Consider the following 21,151-nt stretch of genomic DNA (forward strand, 5'->3'; position numbering starts at 1 on the left):
AAGGAGGGAGCCGTCTAAGGCAAAACCAATGACTGGGGTGAAGTCGTAACAAGGTAGCCGTATCGGAAGGTGCGGCTGGATCACCTCCTTTCTAAGGAAACAACTGGAATGGTTACTGTTTTGTTTTGAATGTTCATTAGGATAAAAAAGGCTGTGAATGCTTAATCTTCTAGATTAAACATTCACAGCCTTTTTGCGCTGTATAAACAAAGAATAAACAAGGAAGTTATTACCAGATAAGCTCCAAGCCTACACCTACTTCATGAATAGGAAGTTCTTGATGCATAGCAGCTTTAACACTAAAAGAAACACAATGACAAGGATAAAGCTCTTTAATCTGATGTTTTTTAAAGTACTCAATGGTATGGTCTAGTCTAGGAGAGTGTTCAAAAAGATGAAAACCCCCTATAACACCTAAAATGGTATCACATGAATAAACTCTTTTGGCATGTTCAATAATATTACATATGCCACTATGGGAACAACCTGTAATAATATAGAGACCTTTGGGAGTTTGATAAGCTAAAGCAGTATCATCCATTAAATAATCATCCTTTAAAGGTTGGCAATCACATCCACATTTACCGATAGGATCTGTATTCTCAAAGGTATGGACTCTAGGAATTTCTCCTAAATAGGTGAGATGAGGACTGATTTGGACAGGAGTTTTAGAAAGTTGTAAATCTACAAAGCTTTGTAGTTCCTTTTTGCTAACAGGTGACCCAATCTCTAAATCATCTATTTGTTTTGCATGAAAGGTATCTGGATGTGCTAGGATTTTGAGATGCTTCAAATCAAAAGCCCCCGATTCTTTAAGGTAAGCTAGGCCACCTGTATGATCATTATGTCCATGAGAAAGGACAATGGTTGATATTTCCTTTAAGGGTACATTTAATTTCTTTGCATTGTGTATATAGAGACTTGAATAACCTGTATCAAATAGGATTTTAGTATTACCCTCTTCAATATAGTAAGATACCGCTGGTTCTCCATAATAGTATTGATCAATATACGTGTTATTATCAACAAGAACTTTTAGTTTCAAAATGAACCTCCTTAATCATATGGTTTAGCATAGGTAATAGTTTAGAGGATATGAATAAGATTTGCAATAAGAATAAAATTTAAACATAGTTGCAATTAATTGACAAAATTCGACAACCGTGATATATTCTTTACAATCCTAATGTCGAACATACTATTAATAAGTATAAATAATGTTCGGAATAATTTACTTGTATAAAGATTTTAAAAGTAAAAATGAATTGACTTAAATGAAAGGATGACAACATGGAGCCTAAAGTAAAACAAATATTTGATGAAATCATCAAAAAGACCATAGAGCTAGCAGAAGATATTTATAGACATCCTGAATTAGGTTATAAAGAAATTCGGACAGCGGGTAAAGTAAAAGAAATATTAGAGGCAGAAGGTATTGCTTATGAAGACCAGGTAGCATATACAGGGATTTTATCTACACTAGACTCAAAAAAATCAGGACCACATATTGGGCTTATCTGTGAGCTGGATGCTGTACCGACCTTAAACCATCCTTATGCTAATCAAGAGGATTATGCGGCACACACTTGTGGACATTACGCACAAATTGGGGTAATGCTAAGTGTTTTCTTATCTTTGCATAAAGCACATATCCTGGGTGAACTTTGTGGGAAAGTTACTTTAGTAGTTACACCTGCAGAAGAATTTTGTGATTTAGAGTATCGCAGAGGCCTTATTGCAGAAGGTAAAATAAAGCACGTTTCTGGCAAGCAAGAGATGATTGAGCGAGGGGTATTTGATGATATGTCTCTTATTTTATCTTGCCACACAATGGGACTTGATATGAGTGTATATGATGCAGAAATTGGTGCAAGCTTAAATGGCTTTTTATGTAAAAAAGCTATTTTCCACGGCAGAGGGGCACATGCAGGAAGCAATCCAGCTGGTGGTATCAATGCTCTGAATGCAGCTAATTTAGCAATGTCGGGTATTCATTTCCTAAGAGAAACCTTCCGTGAGGAGGATGCTATTCGTGTACACTTTGTAGTGACTGAAGGGGGACAAACCGTTAATACAGTGCCAGAGCGAGTAACAATGGAAATGTATGTACGTGCGAAAACGGTAGAGGCTATTTTAGAAACAGATCAGAAAGTAACAAGAGCACTAAGAGCAGGAGCACTTGCTATTGGTTGTGATTTGGAAATTATAGATACACCAGGTTATTTACCGCTTCACCAAGATGAGAATTTAACAGCGCTTGTTAAAGAACATATCTTAACTTATATAGCACCAGAAAGAATTGCTCAAGGAACGCATGGTTTTGCTTCTGGAGATATGGGAGATTTATCAAGCCTCTACCCAATCGTTGAAATTGGTATAGGTGGTTTTACAGGAACTATGCACGGTTCAGATTTTAAAACAGCTAATTATGAGCAAGCCTACCATGTACCAGCTGCTTATTTTATAGATACCATTGTTGATCTTTTAAGAGACGATGGTAAAAGGGCTTATGAAATAAAAGAAAAGTTTAAACCTATTATGAGTAAAGAAGCCTATTTAGCCATGCTAGATAGATTCAATAAAACAACTATTTATAAAAAAGGAGAATAAAAGATGATAAAGAAATGGGCTAGAGTATTACTTGCATCATTACTGACAGCAGCTTTATTTACAGGATGTTCGGGTACACCAAAGGAAAACAAACCACAAGAAGGCGTACAAGCTGAAGTAGGTACGACAACTGATAAAAAAGTAAAGGTAAGTTTATTAGTAACAGGTTCTTTTGGAGATAAAGCTTTTAACGACTCTGCACAAGCTGGTATGAAACAAGTAGAAGAGCAGCTTGGTGACAAAGTTGAAGTTGAAATGATTGAAATGGGTAATGACAAAACAAAATTTGAAGGATCTTTATTAGACGCTTCTGAATCTGACTCAGACATTATTATTGTAGGAACATGGGATATGAAAGAAATCCTTGAAAAAACAGCGCCTTTATTCCCAGATAAAAAATACATCATCTTTGATACAGATGTAGACTATGCATCAGGAGATTTAAGTAATGTCTACTCTATGAGCTATAAACAAAATGAAGCTGCTTTCCTTGCAGGTGTGCTTGCAGCTAGCGTAACAACTTCTGATATGACTTATGCTAACGAAGAAGCTACAATTGGTTTTGTAGGTGCAAAAGATACAGCAGCCGTTATTAATGACTCAGCAGTTGGATTTATAGAGGGTGCACAATTCATTAATCCTGATATTAAAGTAAATGTTTCTTATGTAGGTTCTTACGTAGACTCAGCTAAAGCAAAAGAGCTTGCATTAACACAATATGCTTCAGGTGCTGACTGTATCTTCGTAGCAGCAGGTCCAGCTTCAGTAGGTGTTATTGAAGCTGCGACAGAAAGTAAAAAATATGTAATCGGGGTAGACTCAGACCAAGCACTTGCCTATGAAGGTAGTGACTCAGCAGAATTTATCATTTCTTCAGCTATTAAAGGTGTAGGAACAACAATCTTCTCATCTATAGAGAGAGATTTAGAAGGTAAGCTTCCATATGGAACTTATGAATTACTTGGTCTTACAGAAAATGCAGTAGGTCTTGCAGACAACAGTATTTATCAAAGCGTTGTGCCAGAAGAGATTCGAAGTGCAGTAGAAACAGCTAAACAAAACTTGCTGAATGGAAAAGTAAGTGTTGATACAGCATACGGTATGGATGAAGCAACATTAAAAGGGATTATCTCTAGTGCCCAATAGACAAAGGGCAGTAAAGGATAAAGAGTTAGTAAAGCATATATCTTAAGATAGAGTAATTACCGAATCAATCTGAAAAGAATAGTGTAAGGTAGCCATCAGATAAAAAATAGGAGGGGGTATTACGGGGAGTTTCGTAATACCCTTTTTTTATAGAAAACATATGGAAAGGAAATCCTTATGAAGCAGAAAATATTAGAGGCCAGAAAGATTACGAAGGTATACCCTGGTGGTGTAGTAGCTAATCATGAGGTTCAGTTAGATATCTATGAAGGAGAAATCCATGCTTTGGTAGGTGAAAATGGAGCGGGTAAATCGACGCTTATGAAAATGCTATTTGGAATGACATCTCCTACTAGTGGAGAAATCTTTATTAGAGATGAGCAAGTGGAATTTACATCTTCTAAAGATGCTATTGCAAAAGGCATAGGAATGGTACACCAACACTTTATGCAAGTGCCTTCTATGACAGTAGCAGAGAACTTAATCTTAGGGGCTGAGCCAACTAAGAAAGGACTAGTAGACCGCAAAGAAGCTGTTAATGTTACCGAAAAATTATCAAAAGCCTATAATTTAAAAGTAGATGCTAAAGCACAAGTAGAAAATATTTCCCTGGCAATGAGACAAAAGCTAGAGATTTTAAAAGCCCTTTATAGAGGTGCCAAAATCCTTATCTTAGATGAGCCTACAGCTGTACTCACACCGCAAGAAACAGAGGAGCTATTCGAGCAGCTTAAACTATTAAGAGAAAAAGGACATACGATTATTTTTATTTCACATAAGCTTAATGAGGTAAAAGCACTTTGCAATCGCATGACTATTTTACGTGATGGAAAAACCATGGGGACTTATGAGATGAGTGATCTAACTGAACAAGAAATCTCAAGACTTATGGTAGGTAGAGATGTTAATTTAAATATGGAAAAGTCAGCGCCTAACTTTGGTAAAACAGTTATTTCTGTAAAGGATTTAGTGTATGTGAATCAATTTGGTAAGCAAAAAGTAGACCATGTTTCTTTCTCTATCCGTGAAGGTCAAATCTTAGGAATAGCCGGGATTGATGGGAATGGTCAATCTGAGTTAGTAGAAGTCATTGTAGGGGCACTCAAGCAATCAGCAGGTGAAATTCGCTTAAAAGGACAAGATATTTCTAAATTACCTATTTTAAAACGTCAAGAAGCAGGGATCTCTCATGTATCAGAAGACAGAATGAAATATGGTAGTGCACCAAAACTTTCTCTCGAAGACAATGCTATTTCAAAAATCTACTATACCAATGAGCTAAAAAGCTATGGTTTACTAAGTAACAAAAAAATAGCTGCTTTTACAGAAAGAATCTTAAAAGACTTCAAGGTAAAATACGACCACAACAAACAATCTATTGGGGAACTCTCAGGTGGTAATATCCAAAAATTGATTGTAGGGCGGGAATATGAATATAACCCAGAGCTTCTTATTATTAATCAACCAACGAGAGGAGTGGACGTAGGAGCTATTGAATTCATTAGAAAGAAAATCCTTGATATGAGGGAGAGAAGAAAAGCGATTTTATTAGTATCAGCAGACCTTTCGGAGATTTTATCTTTAAGTGACAGTATTTTAGTCATGCATGAAGGAAAAATCGTGGGTTATATCGAAGATGCTAAAACAGCAACAGAAAATGAACTAGGGCTCTACATGCTAGGGGTTAAACAAGATTCAAAAGAAAAACTAGGAGGAGCCTACCATGAGTAGAAAAGGATTAAAAAATCATCAAAATAGCTTTGCCTTACTTCGTTTAATGGTAGCCATACTTATTGCAGTAGGCATCACAGTAGCTATTATCTTTAGTATTAGTAAAGAACCTGGCACCGCTATTTATAATTTATTTTTAGGACCATTACAGTCTAAGAGACACTTCTTTAATGTATTAGAAAGTAGTATTCCTTTAATGTTTACTGGACTAGCGCTCAGCATTGTCTTCAAATCAGGAAATTTCTCAATGATTGCAGATGGAGCACTTTATATGGGCGGGGCAGTAGCAGCAGCCATTGCCATTAAAATGAGCCTTCCAGCAGGTATTCACCCAATCGGTATGATTTTAGCAGCAGCAGCAGTAGGTGCTGTGATTGGTAGTATTCCAGCTATTTTAAAGGTAAAATATCATGCCAATGAGCTTGTAACATCACTCATGCTTAATAATGTATTCTTCTTTTCGGGCATTTATATCGTTAATAAATACCTTATTGATAGAAGTGCCGGGACTTTTGCTTCCTTAAAATATGAGCCAACAAGTAGCCTTGGTAATCTAGTAAGTGGGACAAAACTTCACTATGGTTTCTTAATTGCCATTGCAGCAGCCGTTTTACTTTATATTTTAGTATATAAAACAAAATTCGGTTATGAAATTCGTCTTGTGGGAAGTAACCCTGAGTTTGCTAAGCATACAGGGATTAACATTGGAAAAGTCATTATCTTAACCCAAATGTTAGCCGGTGCTATAGCAGGTATAGGCGGCGCAGTAGAACAAGCGGGTATGTATAATCGCTTTAACTGGCAAGACTCACCAAGTTATGCTTGGGATGGGGTTATTATCACTATTTTAGCGGGGAATAATCCAAAGCTTGTACCAATTGCAGCCTTTTTCTTAGGATATATTCGTGTAGGCGCAGACTTAATGTCTAGAAGATCAGATGTACAAAATGAACTTGTCGCTATTGTACAAGCTGTTTTAATCTTATTTATTACTGCAGAACGTTTCCTTGCAGTCCTTAAACAAAGACAAGAATCTAAAAAAGCGTTAAGTAGTTATGGCGAATAGGAGGGAGAATAGACCATGGAATTATTATTAGACATTTTAAATACGTTAACACTTCCTGAATTTTATTTTGCCATGTTCCGTAGTGCCACACCAGTGCTACTCACGACATTAGGAGCCATTATTGCTTCTAGATCTGGTTCAAGTAATATTGCCTTAGAAGGTACCATGCTGATGTCAGCATTTACAGGAGTTGTGGTAAGTGCTTTTACACAAAATGCGTGGATAGGACTTTTAGGGGCCATGCTTGCAGGGTTTTTAATGAGTAATATTTTAGCGTATTTTGCTCTTAAGTTAAAATCCAACATTATTATTTCAGGTATTGCACTCAATACCTTTGCTTTAGGAGGAACTATCTTTTTCCTTTACCTGATTACAGGGGAAAAAGGCGCATCGACTTCTCTTCCTTCTTTAAAATTACCAAGCATTAATATTCCTATTATTAAGGATATCCCAGTTATAGGGCAGATTTTATCAGGTCATCATGTACTCACTTATATAGCACTGATCTTAGTATTTGTGGTATGGGCTATGTTTAAGTATACCAAACTAGGTATGCACATCCGTGCAGTTGGTGAATCACCAGAAGCTATGGAATCTGTAGGGGTTTCTGTTAAAAAGATTAAATATATTGCTTTAAGCTTAAGTGGTATTCTAGCTGGTATGGGTGGCGCTTTCTTATCTATGGGATATGTAGGGTTATTCTCATCAGGTATGACAGCAGGACGTGGTTACATTGCCTTAGCAACACAAGCCATAGCAGCAGGAAATGCCATTGTAGGATTGTTTACTTCGCTCCTTTTTGGATTCTGCGAAAGTCTTTCAAATTACTTGCAAGGGGCATCTATTCCACTTCAATTTGTACAGCTTATGCCATACCTGATGATTACTATTGCTTATACATGGTATTGCAGTCATAAGCACAAACAAAAACTTAAGAAACAAAGATTAATGCAAGGGGAATAGTTATGATTCAGACGAAGTGAGTGCCAAGTATCAAAGAACACCCTATTAAGCGAAACTAAATAACTTATAAAAATAGATAGCCAAAGAAACTCTTTTTAGAGAGATTCTTTGGCTATTTATTTTAGAAATGATAAGACATTTATGAGAACATATATTGTCGTATGAGTAAAGGGAAAGAGGGAGAAATGGTATGTATTATGTTTTCAATGCTTTTTAATATCTTTTGTATAACCTTTTTTCAAAGATACATACCTAATGACTTAATGGGGAAAATACTAGTTTTTGATGTAGCTATAACTACGTGTGCATTTCCATTAGGGCAGGCTGATATTATTTAAAATTTAATTAATTTAGAAAATTATTGACAAGTGAGTGATAGCTAACTAAAATCATAGGTGAGCAATTGCTCACTTAACTTGTGAGAAGGGAAATTTTATCAATGACAACAAAAGAAAAGATATTATTAGAATCTATGAAGCTATTTTCAGTACAAGGGTTTACGGCTGTTTCGGTAAGAACTATAGCAGCAGCAGTAGGTGTAAGAGATAGTGCTTTATATAAACATTTTAAAAGTAAGCAAGAGATTTTGGAGGGGATAGTAGAAGAATCAAAAATACGTTTTCTAAAGAAGTACCAAGAGTTAGAAATAGAAAAGATGAAATTTGATGATGTAGTGGAGACCTGCATGAAGATGTTTACTTTTCAAATGCAAGATGAATGGATTACCATGTTTAGAAGACTTTTAATGATAGAGCAATTTAATAGTCCTCAAATGGCAGCCATTTATAAAGCGTTATTTATAGAAATGCCTATTAATCGTCAAAAAGAAATTTTTCAGTTTTTAATTGAAAAAAAGATGATGAAAGATAAAAATGCAGAAGTAATGGCCATGGAGCTGTATGCACCATTTTTCTTATACCATACAATTGAAGAACCTAAAGAACGAATTAATCCTTTGCTAAAAAAACATGTAGAAAACTTTATGGAGATGTATATGGAGGGATAGAAATGAAAGGATACCCATTAATAACCAAAAACCAAGCTAGAAGGAATGCTAGCTAATACTAGGCTTATTACGGTGGCAGACTTATCAAGTGGGGAAGGTTTAGTAGCAAGAGTTAACATAGGCGATAAGGTAATGGATAGCCTTAGTAAAACTATAGGGAAAAGGCCCCAATTAGAGCCCTATTTTGGAGAAGGAGTAATGATGGGAAGAAAGCCTCAGAAGGTGATGAGATTACCATCACCACTAATTTTATAGGTTATGGAGAAGCCGTTAGTTATCATCAAGAAGCAAGATGCAGAAGGTGTGGTGCATGTACTTACTACTGCAAAGCAGGGAAAAATACAATGGCTTTAGTTGAGGAAATGAAGGGTTAAGGGGGAGGTAATTATGAGGAAAAAATATATAACATGGGGAATTATCTTATTATTTATCATTACATTTTATTGGGTAGAATTTAGTCCTTGGAGTAGTACAGCCTTGCAAAGTTATAATAATGGTTATGGGACTTTTGATATGAAAAGCTATGATGTAAAGAGTGTTTATACAGTTTTAGGCCAGATGGAGCCCAAAGGGTTCATCATTTATAAGAAATATTTCATAGGAGACTTTTTATTTGTTATAGGCTTTGGTGGTGTACAGATTTTGCTGTCTCTATATGCTTATAAATGGACGAGAGCTAAATGGCTACGTATTATTGTTATTGGAGTACCTACCGCTAGAGGACTATTTGATATCATAGAAAATATATTGCTGCTTAGTATATTATTATTATATCCTGTGCAGCATCCCATGGCTGTTACAATAGCAGGAATGGCTACAACTATGAAGCTATGCATGATAGGCATATGGGGAGGATTATTTATACTAGGAATAGTCATAAAGTTAGGCCAGTTTATTATGAGAAAAAGAGTATTGAGGAAATGATAAAGTGGATTTACAAATGATTTATCCTAGTTGTAATTAATAGTATAAATTGAAAATATCAAGCTATCCAGTAAGAACAAGAAAAGGAGAAGGCATGATGAAAAGGAATATTTTAATTGTAGGGGTAATTGGAGCAATAGTATGTAGCCTAATAGGATGTGGTAAGAAAGGCGAGGCAAAGGTGCAACCAGTTGAAGTACAAATGGCTGGGACAGTTGCGATAGGGTTTGATTATACAAAGCGACCAGGATACTCATCTAATCAATATGCCATATGGATAGAAGATGAAGAGGGTAATTTGGTAAAAACAGTTTGTGCAACACAGTTTACGGCGCAAGGTGGGTATGAAAAGAGAGCTGAGTCCATCCCAATTTGGGTAGAAAAATCTAGTATTAGTACATATGATCAAGAGCAAGTGGATGCAATTACAACTGCAACACCGAATACAGGAAAGGTGATGTATTTATGGAATTGCCAAAATGAAAAGGGTGAACAAGTGCCATCAGGAGTATATACATTTTTTGTAGAAGCAACTATTTATGAGAAGAGTCGCGTGCTGTATAGTGGGAAAATAGATATAAGTGGTGGAGCGTGTGAAGTAGAAGCAATACCTGAATTTACGACTAATGAGGCAACAGAGAGTGATCTTGTTGTGGATGTATATGCTAAGTACTTGCCTTGACTAGAACGATTGCATAGATTAGCGACTGTTGTTAAGGTATCAATAATGACAAACTAGAGGGGAAGCAAGATGAATAAACAATATGAAGCAGTTATTTTTGATTTAGATGGTACATTAATTGATTCCATGTGGGTATGGGAAAAGATTGACGAGGGTTTTTTAAGTGAATTAGATCTAGAGGTACCTAAAAATATGGATAAACTATTAGAAGGCAAAAGTTTCACAGAAACAGCCATGTATTTTAAAGAGCGTTTTGAATTAGAAATGAGCGTAGAAGCGATTAAAGAACGTTGGAATGAGATGGCATGGGAATTTTATACACAAAAGGTACCATTAAAAGAAGGCGCTAAAGATTTCTTAGTTTGGCTTAAAAAGAAAAACATTAAGATAGGAATTGCTACGAGCAATAGCATAGAGCTTGTGGAAGCTGTGCTTAAAGCTTTAAATATAAGAGATTACTTTAGTCAAATTCGTACTTCCTGTGAAGTAGGGAGAGGTAAACCTTTCCCAGATATTTATTTAAAAGTAGCAGAGGATTTAAAAGTAGAACCTGATAAGTGCTTAATTTTTGAAGATATCCCAAATGGCCTAAGAGCAGGTAAGGCGGCAGGGATGACAGCTTGGGGGATATTTGATAATCAAACAGAAGAAATGCAAGCGGAAATGAAGGAAATAGCAGATCATTTTGTAATAGATTATTATGAAGTGATAAGAGATTTTGAAGCTTAAAACTAAAAAATATTAATGTTTAAAAGAGGTTCCACTTGTTAAGTAGCAGTCTATGAATTTCTAAAAACTATAGGAATTAAAAGTGATTTAGGATTAATAATAATGAACCATACCATAAATAAGGGCGGTTTTTTGAATAAATAGAGAATAAAAGGTATTTTGTAAAATGGTACAGCATACCTTTTGTTTAGTAATAAGAATTAACAAAATTCAGATTAAATATTGAGGGTTATTAAGAGAAGATAAGACGTGATATACTAGTAAGTAATAAAAAGGAAAGTGGTGAAAAGGTGAAAGATAAAAGTCTTATTTTTAAGGATAGGATATTAGATGAAATCTTGAGGTCAAAAGAATATAAAGATTTATTAAATGAATCTTGTAAAAAGATAGTTGAGGGTTCAAAGAAGGCAGTTAATGAAGCAACTACTGTTAGTTGGTTTGAAATAGAGATTTATGATATTTTAAATGAATCTTTTGGAATTAAGTATAAGCCAGAAAAAGAGGTTCTGGTAGAGACTATTAGACATAAGGCAAAAGGAAGAATAGATAGTAAAATTGGATGTCTTGTGCAAGAATTTAAACATCATAGTAAACTGCAGAATGCAGTTCAAATTGAAAAAGCAATAAAGCAATTATTAGAGTATTTAGAAGGGTTATATAAAAAAGAACAAGTAGATTATCTAGGTGTACTTACGGATGGAGTAAGGATTTTATATATTAGGCTTGAAGATGGAAAAGCAATCATAGAATCTATAAAAGAAATTCAAGAAAGAGATATTGATAGATTAATTAAATCAATACTTAGTCTTAATAAAGTAGCATTGACCCCTAAAAACTTAGTTAAAGATTTTGCTGAGGGTGAAGATTGTTTGGCAAGAGTGCTGAGCAGGGCGTTATTTGAAACTCTAAGCATAAATATTTCAGAAAAGACAAAAGTTTTGTTTGATGAGTGGAAAGAATTATTTAAATTATCTCATAATGATAAATCTAAACAATCAGCCATAAAAGAGCGTAAAGTTTCATTAGAACAAACTATGCAAAGAACTTTTAATACAGTTGACGAAGAATATATGGCTATGTTTTCACTACAAACTGCTTATGCTATTATAATAAAAATTATTGCATTTAAGGTAATAAGTAATATTCATTATCATAATGATATGCTCAAATTTAGTCAATTATCAAGTGTAACTACTGAAGCATTGAAAATAAAAATGCTAGAATTAGAAGACGGAGGAATCTTTAAAGAAGCCGGGTTGTTAAATCTATTAGAAGGGGATTTTTTCTCTTGGTATGTAGATGAAGCACAGTGGAATACAGAAATAGGGACAGTAATAGGCAATATTTTTCAGATATTAAGTAAGTATGAAGAAAAATCACTTTTTAATAGTGGGGAAGAGATACAAGATTTATTTAAGGACTTATATCAGAGTATTATTCCAGACAAGGTACGTCATTGTTTAGGTGAATTTTATACTCCAGCGTGGTTAGCAGATAATGTGGTAGATAATACTTTAAATCGCATTAAAAAACAGAAATGGAGTGGACTAGACCCATGTGCTGGTTCGGGAACATTTGTTACTAGAATGATAGCAAGAATTTGTATGGAACATGCTGATAATGGTGAAGAGGATAAAACTAAAATATTAAATGATATATTAAGTAGGGTTAAAGGAATTGACTTAAATCCATTGGCTGTATTAACTGCTAGGATAAACTATTTTATTAACATTTCACATCTTTTGAAAATAACAGATAAATTTGAGATTCCTATATATTTAGGAGATGCATCATATGTTCCAGAGGATGTGGAGATTAATGGAGTTAGATGCATTAAATATCAGATAAAAACACTTCAGGGAATAATTAATATTAATATGCCATTAAGTGCATTAAAAAATATTCAGCTGTTCTCAGAAGCAATATCGAATATTGAAGTATATATAAAAATGCAAGATAGTTCCTTGATAGCAGAAGAAATATTAAAGCTAATAGATTCACAAGATAAAACTGATGAAATTTTAGAGAATATCGATATATTATCTAAACAATTAGTTGACTTAGAGAATAAACATTGGGATGGAATATGGGCTAGAATTATTAAAAACTATCTTATAACCTCAAGTTTAGATAAATTCGATATAATTGTAGGAAATCCCCCATGGGTAGATTGGAAGAATTTGCCCTCAGAGTATAGAGATAGGATTAAAACTTCAGTATGCATTGATAATAGTTTATTTTCGGGAGCATATAGAACAGGAGGAATTAACCTAAATATATGTGCATTAATCGCTAATGTATGTGTCAATAAGTGGTTAGCTAAGGATGGTGTATTAGGATTTTTGATGCCTAAGTCAATAATTCATCAATCTTCATATGAAGGATTTAGGAATTTCAAACTAAATGATGGAACAAGAGCATATCTTCAGGAGATAGATGATTGGACGAAGGCAGGACATCCGTTTAAACCTGTGACAGAAAAGTTTCTTACTTATATTTATAGTAGAGAGTATGTAGAATATAATGAAGGAATACCTGTAAGAAAATATGAATTAAAACGTGGTAGGAAACTTATTGATGCACATAGAATTCAAAAGTTTAGTGATATAAGAGAATGGTATAATTGTGATATGAGTGTTGCAGGAACTATAAAGGTAGGAACTACTACATTTGGATATGCAGAGAACGAAGAAGAGCTTAGAAAGTTCCAAGCTATTTCAGGGGAAGCAGCTTATGTAGGACGAGAAGGAATAGAATTCTATCCACAAGAATTATTTCTATTAGAGATATTAGATATGCCTGCGACAAGTGAAAAATTAGTAGCAGTAAAGAATTATCAAGGAGATAAATCTAAGCATAAAGTTCCACCATTGACAAGGATGCTAGAAAAGAAATTTATTCATCCATTAGTAAAAGGTAAGGATATACAAAAATTTCATTGGGATGCCTATGAGTATGTAGTTCCATTTCCATATAAAAAGGGAAGTAAAATTCCAATAGCTCAAAAAGAGTTAGTAAAAATTGCCCCGAATCTTCATAAATATATGCTAGCTAATAAAAATATAATTTTGCAACAAACAGATTATAATGAAAAGATAATAAATAATGATGATGCTGAGTTTTATGCTTTAGCCAGAGTTGGAGAATATACTTATGGAGAGTATAGTGTGGGTTATAGAGATAATACAAAATGGCAAGCCAGTGTTATTGAACCAATAGACACTTCTTGGGGGGAAAAAATACTGCCACTATTTCAAAACCATGCTGTTTCTATTACTCAGGATAGCAATGGGAATTTCATCACAAAAGAAGAAGCACATTATATTTGTGCAATATTAAATGCACCAATAGTAAGAACATATATGATGAAATCATCAGATAGTAGGTCATTTAAAATTAGGGTGCCTGTGAAATTAGAGAAATATGATGCTCAAAATTCTGCACATAAAAAGTTGGCAGAACTTTCTATTAATGCACATTTGGCGTATGATAATACTAGTAAAGTTGCAGAGATAGAAGCGCAGATAGATAAAATATATTTAGCGTTATGTGGCTATTTAGAATAAAAGAGGTAGGATATCCTACCTCTTTTATTATTGGGCAATAATAAATTACAAAATGAATAGAACGTATGTTTGGTGCAAATGCTAATATAAAGTGAATTAATAGAGAGCTATATCAAGATGAGGAGATGAAAAGATAATGTTTATAGTAAAGGATTTTAATGATATAGAGTTGATTAAAGATAATAATCAAATCAGGTATCAGTATGTAATAGAATATTTTGGATATATTTACGGGCAATTAGGAGAAGGAATCATAGAAAAAACTAGATTTAGCCTAGATGGCGGATTTGATGGAAATGGTGAAATATATATACTAGAAGATATTAAAGAAGTAAGAAGAATATTGGAAATAGAAGACAGTAGGTTTATAAATAAATTATTATGGTGTTATAAGTTAAGAGATAAAGAAGCGTGGTATAGGGGTCAAGATGTTTGTGAATGCTATGTTATTGGAATGATGAATAAAAAAAATTATAGTAATAATATTATTTTTGATAGAAGTTGGTTAAGTGAAGATGAAAAGATATATTTTGATAAGATTAGTACGTATACTCGATATGTGGAGGTTTGAAAATTTTAGTTATTATCAATATGTAAGGTCAAGTAAAATAAACAAATATTATATTATTGAAGCCTATTAGGATATGGAACCTAATAGGCTAATTTTCTGTCCAAAGGAGGGAAGTAACCAGTGTGATAAGAAATCTAATAAATCAAAGAACAGAAAAAGCACAAGCAGAAATGGAGATGAGAAGCAATGAAATTAAAAACTTGAGAAGAACAAAAAGAAAACTATTCAAGAAAGCCAACACAAAGACAAAAGACATTCTAATGAAGCAAGAAGAGCTAGAGAGCAGAGAAAGAGAAATCATGGCAAGAGCAGTATACATACAAGCAGTTAATGACATATTAGACATAATAAAATGGCTACTTACAAAGGTATGAAATCAATCATTTACCAGTAAGTAGCCATTTTACATCTACCTTGAGAGCTTTTGCAATAATAACAACTTCATAGTCAGGAACTAATCGCTCACCACGTTCAATCTTAGAAATAGCAGTTCTGTCTAAAGTAAGTCCTCTAGTCTGTAATCTAGCAGAGAGGTCTTCTTGAGTGATTTTGTTTTCTTTTCTAAAGGATTTGAGACGTTCACCAATTATATTCTTACTATGAGTGGGAGTGTTTATCTTCATATAATCACCTAAATATACTACATATGAAATTATATTGTGTAGTATTAGCACATTTTTAGTTGATTATATTATGAAAAATAAGTATAATTGTGCTAAAGAAGCACATAATTAAAAAATAAATAAAGGGAGTTGATTATCGTGAGAAATATAATAAAAAAATTAGTAGTAGGGGGCTTGTGTTTAGCATTATCAGTGACAACAGTATTTGCTAGAACTTGCATAGATAAGCAGATTCCAGATTGGGCAGATGGTGGCATAAGAGAGCTAGTAGATGAGAATATAAATGGTGGAACAAGAACTATAACAGATGTTGTTGTAAGAGATGGAGTAGCTTTTGTTAGTGCACAAGAATTGGGGAAAGCTTATGGCTTTGGGGATTATGAACATAAGCAATCTGAGCTTTTAACGAAAATTGGAACGGATTCAATACAATCAGCAGAACACAGGATTGCAAATACTGTATATATTGACAGAGATAAAAATGGAAAAATTAAAGGAACATATACTGTATATACAGGAAGTAAACAACAGTGCATGGGATTAAAACCTAATGAGGTACCAGATTCTTGGCTAACAGATCCATCAGTAGGTGTAAATGAAGAATCAAGAGAAGCCATTCGAAGAAGTAATGAAATATTACTTAATAATCCTGGTTTTGATGGAAAATTTGAAACCAAGGATATGCCGTTTTACAAGAATGATAAGTTGTATGTTCCAGCAAAACTAATGTGTATATTACTGAATAATAATATTAATACCAAAGTAACGTATGATGCTAAAAATAATACAATTACCTTTCAAGATGAAGTGTGTGCACCTATTTATACATGTATAGGGTATTATTTACATGAAAATGGAAAGGTAAAAGAATGGTATTTTGATGGAAGATATGAAGAGGCAGATACGTTTAAATGGAATGAATAACAGATAAAAAGCACTGGTAGTATAGATGGGAGGATAAATTAAATGGGAGTTATAACACTTATTCTAGCAGCAATTGTAGGAATCGTAGTAGAAGTTTTATATCATAAGATATTTAAGGTAACATACTTTAGTGGTGAAGCTATTTTAAAGGAATTATTTGTATGCTTTATGATTGGGTTATTTGTAGTAATGGGGTTAACAGGACAATTGTGATGTAGAGATATAAGACATGGAAGAGCATATAATTAATTCTTGTCAAAGACTCTTTGATTACTTATTTGAGTAAATAAAATGCTAAATATTACATAGACCTGTTGGGTATTGCCTGACAGGTCTTTTAGCGTGCCAAAAGAAGGGATGATTAAAATGATAGAAGAAAATAATACAATGGTCACAAGAGCAGTTTTTTCGGAAGATAAATCACATAGATATCTACTTAGTAAAGAATGGGATGCTAGTCTAGCAAATGCAGTAGTCATCATGCTACAAGCAGGAAAATCTAATGCACTAATTCAAGATGTAACGACCTGTAACATTATCAACTGTGTATCTCAGTTAGATGAAGACTATGGCAGTGTTAATATAGTCAATTTATTTAGTAGGCTAGATTTAGAACTAGATACAGATATAGATATTGATGATTTCACGGATGAAGAAAACGATAGACAAATTAAAGAAGTAGCAGAAGGAGCAGAGCTGATTATACTTGCATATGGAAAGGCTCAAGAGACAAGCCTTTGTGTAAAACAACGTGTAAGAGAAGTTATATCACTATTAGAAAAATACAAGGACAAAATGTATTTGATTGGGGATTCTAAAGGAAGAAAGGGTTTTTCTGCTATGTATCCTAAAGTAAGGAACAAGTGGATCCTATACAAAGCTTATGAAGAAGAACAGAAAAAAGAAAGTGACAAAGTAGCAGAGAATATAGAAACACCACAGACAGAACAACAAACCATAGAAGATCAGAAGAGTAATAATGAGACAAAGACTAAGAAGAATAACAGAAAATCTTAGTCTTATTTAATGTGTGAAAGGAATGAGGAAAATGAGCATAGAGCAACTACCATTAGAAATTAAAAAGTGTTTCTTAAGAGAGCTAGAAAAGCTTGTTAGCAAGTATAGTCCATTTAGTAATTATCCAGATGAAACGATAAAAATTGCTATCAGCATCTCAGATAGAGTAGGCGATTCGGCTATTGATGAACTAGATGTAGATTATCTGCTAGAGATATTAGATAGGTTAAACCAGTATAGTGAGCAGGTGGTAGAATACTTTATTTGGCATAATAAAAATTTAATAGGCACTGTAAGCCTTGAGAAAGCAAAAGAGCAGATAGAGGAAATCAATAGCAATGGATTTACTATGTTAGAGAACTACGTGATTTACACTAATGAAAATAATAGGCAGATGAAACGAGAAATAGCTGAGAGAATGCTGACAGACACCTATCAAATTGACCGACTCTTTGATAAAGATGAGCTAATAGAAATGTGGCTCAATGAGACTTCTCAAGAAGATACAATTAGAGATTTGATGAAGTTAGGATTGGAAGAATTACTAGAACAACCACCAGAAGAAGCCTATGTAAGAAAGGATGGCACAGGTATTTATTATGCCAGTATTGAATAAGAAGAGGTGTGAAGATGGAAAACAAAATTAAAGAAGCTATTCAAGAAATGGATATGATGGACAAGCTAGAAGAGGACATAGCAGTATTCTATAAAGAAACGCTAGAGAAGATTACTAAGCAAGATGTAGAAATTATAGTAGAAGAAATTTCAGATGGTAAATATGGCGTACAGGTTCTATTTGAAGGCAGGATCTTTTGGATGATTTCAAAAGCGTGGGATACAGTAAGAGAAATTACTATAAATATCTTAACTGTTATTAATGAATTGCAACTAATTTAATTGAGGAGAAGAAAAACATGATTAAAATAGGAACAGTTAAAGAAATGGATAAAGTAAAAACATTACCTATAAAGGTAGTAGAAGCAATAAAGGATTCATTAGTGATTTTAGATGAAGCATATGGAGCCAAAAGGAATATAGAAGGGGATTTAGGTGGGTTCGTATTGGTTATTGAAAATGAAAAGGATATTGAAGTAGTAAAGAAAATGAATCTAGATATCTACAAGGATATCCCTGAATATGTGGATAAGATGTTAATAAGCTCAGAGGAAATGTGGGTAAAGGTATTATTTCTATTGAGTAATGATTATGCAGTAGTAATTGTAGGAAAGGAAAGCATAATACAAATGAATAAATTAAATTTCTAAAAGGTCAATCTCTAATTGGGGGATTGACCTTTAATTATATTTAAAAAAGAAGGAAGGAAAAACAGTGCAGGCAAAAAGAGTAGATATAGTACAAGTCAAAATGGTAAAGGAAGGTAGCGTGCTTTATTCCGCTAGAAGAATACAATCCACTTCTGATGCAGATGAATTGGTTAGGCAATTTTTAGATGAGCTAGATAGAGAAGCAATGATAGTTGTAGCTCTTAATACAAAATCAGAACCTACTTGTTTACAGGTTATTTCAATAGGAAGTCTTAGTGCATCTATTGTTCATCCAAGAGAAGTATTTAAAGTGGCTATATTGAGCAATGCTTATAGCATTCTGCTTGCTCATAACCACCCATCAGGGGATACAACACCCTCACAGGAGGATATAAAACTCACTAAGAGAATAAAGAATGCATCTGACATTATGGGTATTTCACTATTAGATCACTTAATCATTGGAAGTGATGGCTATTATTCGTTCAAGGAAAATGGAGAACTATAAGAAAAGGAGACAGGATAATATGAAAAAAATAGAAAGATACATGACTAGAGGAATTCAAGCTGATGTGCCAATGGAAATACAGTTATTTCTATGGGAGCTTCAAACGGGAATCAGAAAAAGTAATAAGGAAATAGATTATCTACAAGTATATGACTTAATTATAGAAGAAGGACAACAAAAAATAAGACATACATCAGAAGAGCCAGAATATGAGAAAGAATATGTTATACAAGTAGAAGAACCAATGACTGCCAAGATATACATTATTGAAGATGATTACGGAGATAAGCTAGTTGAGACCATGCTTTTAGCAGAAGAGTATTGATTCGAGGGAATAAAAAGAACAACAAGAAGGCATATGGGACTATCTATGTTGTTCTTTTTTTGTCTAGGAAGCATATAGAAAGAATTATTACCATTTGATAATAGCTGAGATTAGTTAAAGGTATGATTAGTTTTATCTAAAAAATGAGCTATATATTATATTAATGGAAGGTAAGAGCGTAAGAAGAGCCTTCTTAAAGCATCCGGCACATAGAAAGTAAAATTTGTCTAAGAAGATAGCATGAATTCGGCTCTTTCGGGACTTTCGGCATTGGAAAAGTTCTTTGGGGTGCTCAATATGGTTCTAATTTTCCTTGAAAAGGAAAAAATGCCGAAAGTAGCAAAAGTCGTGAAAGTAATTTACTTGTTATGTCTAAGATGTAACTATATGTTACTGTTGTTCTACTTTGTGAAGTGTCCTTTGAACCTAATGTAACTCTAAAAAGTAGCGGTCAATATTTTGCATGGGTTGTTAGAATAAGCCCTGCATTTCAGTTCACTATACCAAAAGTGACGCATGCCTTCGCTAGTGGCTACGCATGCTCAAGCACTTTTGGACAGCTCACTTCCATGTCATAGCCTATCGGCTATGCCTCAACCTGGTTCAGGTTGAGCTTGGTTATTTGAAGATTAATATTAACTAATCAGCTCAGGAGTGTTTTGAGAAAGAAATTTAATTCGTTGAAGTATTTCTTTAGAATAATTGTTTTCGCAAGCATAAATTCTTAGGATTCCTTTGCCCTCAGTAATTCCACGTATCTTGTTAATATAAAGCTCATATAAAAGTTCACTTATAGCAGAGATATAAGAATTATTGGTGAATTCTATAACAATACAACGTTCTAAAAAAGGGTTGCTTTCGAGTTTGGATTTTTTTTGTATAGCGGGAAGACGGAATATACTATGATAGGGATTTAATTGTAATAGATAGTGTAAAGCCATTTCTTTATGGTATGTATCAAAATTGGTCTCAAAATTAAGAACACCTGTTTTATTATTCCAAGTATATCCTGCACTTTGCATATAATAACGAAAATTGGGAAAAGTTAATTTTTCTTTAAAAAGACCTTCCGAGGTACTGCATGTAATTTGATATAATTCCTTGATGGTTACATAATCTTCTTTATCCTTTATATATTCTAGGTTGGTGAGTTTAAGCATTTCATCATATGTTGATGATGTCTTATAAGAAGTCAAGAATTCTCTTAATTTATTATTTCTGTTAATTAGAGTTGCGTTGGTTGCTCTAGTTCTTTTTTGTACATTCTGCATAAAAATAGTTCCTCCATGCTTAAAATTTTTTTACAACAGTTTTAAGTAGTGGTTAAGTATAAGCTATATTTATATTTAATGACTTCGGTAAAATATACTCCTTTTTGCATTAAAAGTCAAATTATAAAGTAAAAAATAAGTAAAATAAGTAAAAGTATAAAACTTGAGGATGTAGAAATGAGGTAAAAAGCCTTTTAAATCAAATATAAATTAGATATTATATA

24 protein-coding genes and 1 rRNA gene are annotated in these 21,151 nt (G+C 33.5%); 22 read left to right on the plus strand and 3 right to left on the minus strand.

Annotation, left to right across the window (positions count from 1 at the left end):
- Positions 1 to 91: ribosomal RNA gene (locus CS063_RS14035) — 16S ribosomal RNA — on the plus strand; the annotation flags it as partial.
- Between the two features lie 138 nt (positions 92 to 229).
- Here the strand turns inward: CS063_RS14035 and CS063_RS14040 are convergent.
- Positions 230 to 1,045 carry an MBL fold metallo-hydrolase gene (locus CS063_RS14040; protein WP_099450330.1) on the minus strand — a complete coding sequence of 272 codons (816 nt, stop codon included), beginning with the start codon at positions 1,043 to 1,045 and terminating at the stop codon, positions 230 to 232.
- Between the two features lie 245 nt (positions 1,046 to 1,290).
- Between CS063_RS14040 and CS063_RS14045 the strand changes: the two genes are divergently transcribed.
- The 13 genes from CS063_RS14045 (at position 1,291) to CS063_RS14105 (ending at position 15,368) form a co-directional block, all read left to right on the plus strand.
- Positions 1,291 to 2,610 (plus strand): amidohydrolase, encoded by a 1,320-nt coding sequence (locus CS063_RS14045; RefSeq protein ID WP_099450331.1) that lies wholly within the window; start codon positions 1,291 to 1,293, stop codon positions 2,608 to 2,610.
- Between the two features lie 3 nt (positions 2,611 to 2,613).
- Entirely contained in the window at positions 2,614 to 3,756 is a 1,143-nt protein-coding gene (locus CS063_RS14050) for a BMP family ABC transporter substrate-binding protein (protein WP_099450332.1), read from the plus strand.
- 177 nt (positions 3,757 to 3,933) lie between these two features.
- The gene (locus CS063_RS14055) at positions 3,934 to 5,487 is read left to right on the plus strand and encodes an ABC transporter ATP-binding protein (protein ID WP_099450333.1); all 1,554 of its coding nucleotides are present in this window, start codon (positions 3,934 to 3,936) and stop codon (positions 5,485 to 5,487) included.
- Positions 5,480 to 6,553 (plus strand): ABC transporter permease, encoded by a 1,074-nt coding sequence (locus CS063_RS14060; RefSeq protein WP_099450334.1) that lies wholly within the window; start codon positions 5,480 to 5,482, stop codon positions 6,551 to 6,553. The genes CS063_RS14055 and CS063_RS14060 overlap by 8 nt, the downstream gene beginning before the upstream one ends.
- Positions 6,554 to 6,568: 15 nt before the next feature.
- Positions 6,569 to 7,516 carry an ABC transporter permease gene (locus CS063_RS14065; protein WP_099450335.1) on the plus strand — a complete coding sequence of 316 codons (948 nt, stop codon included), beginning with the start codon at positions 6,569 to 6,571 and terminating at the stop codon, positions 7,514 to 7,516.
- A gap of 439 nt (positions 7,517 to 7,955) precedes the next feature.
- Positions 7,956 to 8,522 (plus strand): TetR/AcrR family transcriptional regulator, encoded by a 567-nt coding sequence (locus CS063_RS14070; RefSeq protein ID WP_099450336.1) that lies wholly within the window; start codon positions 7,956 to 7,958, stop codon positions 8,520 to 8,522.
- A gap of 45 nt (positions 8,523 to 8,567) precedes the next feature.
- Positions 8,568 to 8,777: a hypothetical protein gene (locus tag CS063_RS14075; RefSeq protein WP_099450337.1), complete on the plus strand. Its 210-nt coding sequence runs from the start codon at positions 8,568 to 8,570 to the stop codon at positions 8,775 to 8,777.
- A 132-nt stretch (positions 8,778 to 8,909) separates the two neighbouring features.
- Positions 8,910 to 9,446, plus strand: coding sequence for a hypothetical protein (locus CS063_RS14080; RefSeq protein ID WP_099450338.1), 537 nt, complete (start codon positions 8,910 to 8,912; stop codon positions 9,444 to 9,446).
- 94 nt (positions 9,447 to 9,540) lie between these two features.
- Entirely contained in the window at positions 9,541 to 10,128 is a 588-nt protein-coding gene (locus tag CS063_RS14085; protein WP_099450339.1) for a DUF2271 domain-containing protein, read from the plus strand.
- Positions 10,129 to 10,197: 69 nt separating this feature from the next.
- Entirely contained in the window at positions 10,198 to 10,857 is a 660-nt protein-coding gene (locus CS063_RS14090) for an HAD family hydrolase (RefSeq protein WP_099450340.1), read from the plus strand.
- 290 nt (positions 10,858 to 11,147) lie between these two features.
- Complete coding sequence (locus CS063_RS14095) at positions 11,148 to 14,423, plus strand: Eco57I restriction-modification methylase domain-containing protein (protein WP_099450341.1); 3,276 nt, start codon at positions 11,148 to 11,150, stop codon at positions 14,421 to 14,423.
- A gap of 136 nt (positions 14,424 to 14,559) precedes the next feature.
- Positions 14,560 to 14,994, plus strand: coding sequence for a hypothetical protein (locus tag CS063_RS14100; RefSeq protein ID WP_099450342.1), 435 nt, complete (start codon positions 14,560 to 14,562; stop codon positions 14,992 to 14,994).
- Between the two features lie 122 nt (positions 14,995 to 15,116).
- Positions 15,117 to 15,368, plus strand: coding sequence for a hypothetical protein (locus CS063_RS14105; protein WP_099450343.1), 252 nt, complete (start codon positions 15,117 to 15,119; stop codon positions 15,366 to 15,368).
- Positions 15,369 to 15,374: 6 nt separating this feature from the next.
- Here CS063_RS14105 and CS063_RS14110 read toward each other — a convergent pair whose 3' ends face one another.
- A complete protein-coding gene (locus CS063_RS14110; protein WP_099450344.1) occupies positions 15,375 to 15,617 on the minus strand; it encodes a helix-turn-helix domain-containing protein in 243 nt (80 codons plus the stop codon).
- A 138-nt stretch (positions 15,618 to 15,755) separates the two neighbouring features.
- On the opposite strand from CS063_RS14110, the gene CS063_RS14115 reads away from it, so the two are divergent.
- The 8 genes from CS063_RS14115 to CS063_RS14145 all read left to right on the plus strand — a co-directional run bounded on the left by CS063_RS14115 (position 15,756) and on the right by CS063_RS14145 (position 19,656).
- Positions 15,756 to 16,541 (plus strand): hypothetical protein, encoded by a 786-nt coding sequence (locus CS063_RS14115; protein WP_099450345.1) that lies wholly within the window; start codon positions 15,756 to 15,758, stop codon positions 16,539 to 16,541.
- Between the two features lie 42 nt (positions 16,542 to 16,583).
- On the plus strand, positions 16,584 to 16,754 hold the full coding sequence (locus tag CS063_RS17705; protein WP_180270806.1) for a hypothetical protein: 171 nt from the start codon (positions 16,584 to 16,586) through the stop codon (positions 16,752 to 16,754).
- A 153-nt stretch (positions 16,755 to 16,907) separates the two neighbouring features.
- Positions 16,908 to 17,558 (plus strand): DUF1643 domain-containing protein, encoded by a 651-nt coding sequence (locus tag CS063_RS14120; protein ID WP_180270807.1) that lies wholly within the window; start codon positions 16,908 to 16,910, stop codon positions 17,556 to 17,558.
- A gap of 31 nt (positions 17,559 to 17,589) precedes the next feature.
- Positions 17,590 to 18,174: a hypothetical protein gene (locus CS063_RS14125; RefSeq protein WP_099450347.1), complete on the plus strand. Its 585-nt coding sequence runs from the start codon at positions 17,590 to 17,592 to the stop codon at positions 18,172 to 18,174.
- Between the two features lie 14 nt (positions 18,175 to 18,188).
- Positions 18,189 to 18,455, plus strand: coding sequence for a hypothetical protein (locus CS063_RS14130; RefSeq protein ID WP_099450348.1), 267 nt, complete (start codon positions 18,189 to 18,191; stop codon positions 18,453 to 18,455).
- A 17-nt stretch (positions 18,456 to 18,472) separates the two neighbouring features.
- Complete coding sequence (locus CS063_RS14135; protein ID WP_099450349.1) at positions 18,473 to 18,823, plus strand: hypothetical protein; 351 nt, start codon at positions 18,473 to 18,475, stop codon at positions 18,821 to 18,823.
- A 64-nt stretch (positions 18,824 to 18,887) separates the two neighbouring features.
- Positions 18,888 to 19,331 (plus strand): JAB domain-containing protein, encoded by a 444-nt coding sequence (locus tag CS063_RS14140; protein WP_308415522.1) that lies wholly within the window; start codon positions 18,888 to 18,890, stop codon positions 19,329 to 19,331.
- A gap of 19 nt (positions 19,332 to 19,350) precedes the next feature.
- Positions 19,351 to 19,656, plus strand: coding sequence for a DUF960 family protein (locus CS063_RS14145; RefSeq protein ID WP_099450350.1), 306 nt, complete (start codon positions 19,351 to 19,353; stop codon positions 19,654 to 19,656).
- Positions 19,657 to 20,291: 635 nt separating this feature from the next.
- Here the strand turns inward: CS063_RS14145 and CS063_RS14150 are convergent.
- On the minus strand, positions 20,292 to 20,927 hold the full coding sequence (locus tag CS063_RS14150; RefSeq protein WP_099450351.1) for a hypothetical protein: 636 nt from the start codon (positions 20,925 to 20,927) through the stop codon (positions 20,292 to 20,294).
- Positions 20,928 to 21,151: the final 224 nt, after the last annotated feature.

Source organism: Sporanaerobium hydrogeniformans (assembly GCF_002735925.1).
GTDB lineage: Bacteria > Bacillota > Clostridia > Lachnospirales > Cellulosilyticaceae > Sporanaerobium > Sporanaerobium hydrogeniformans.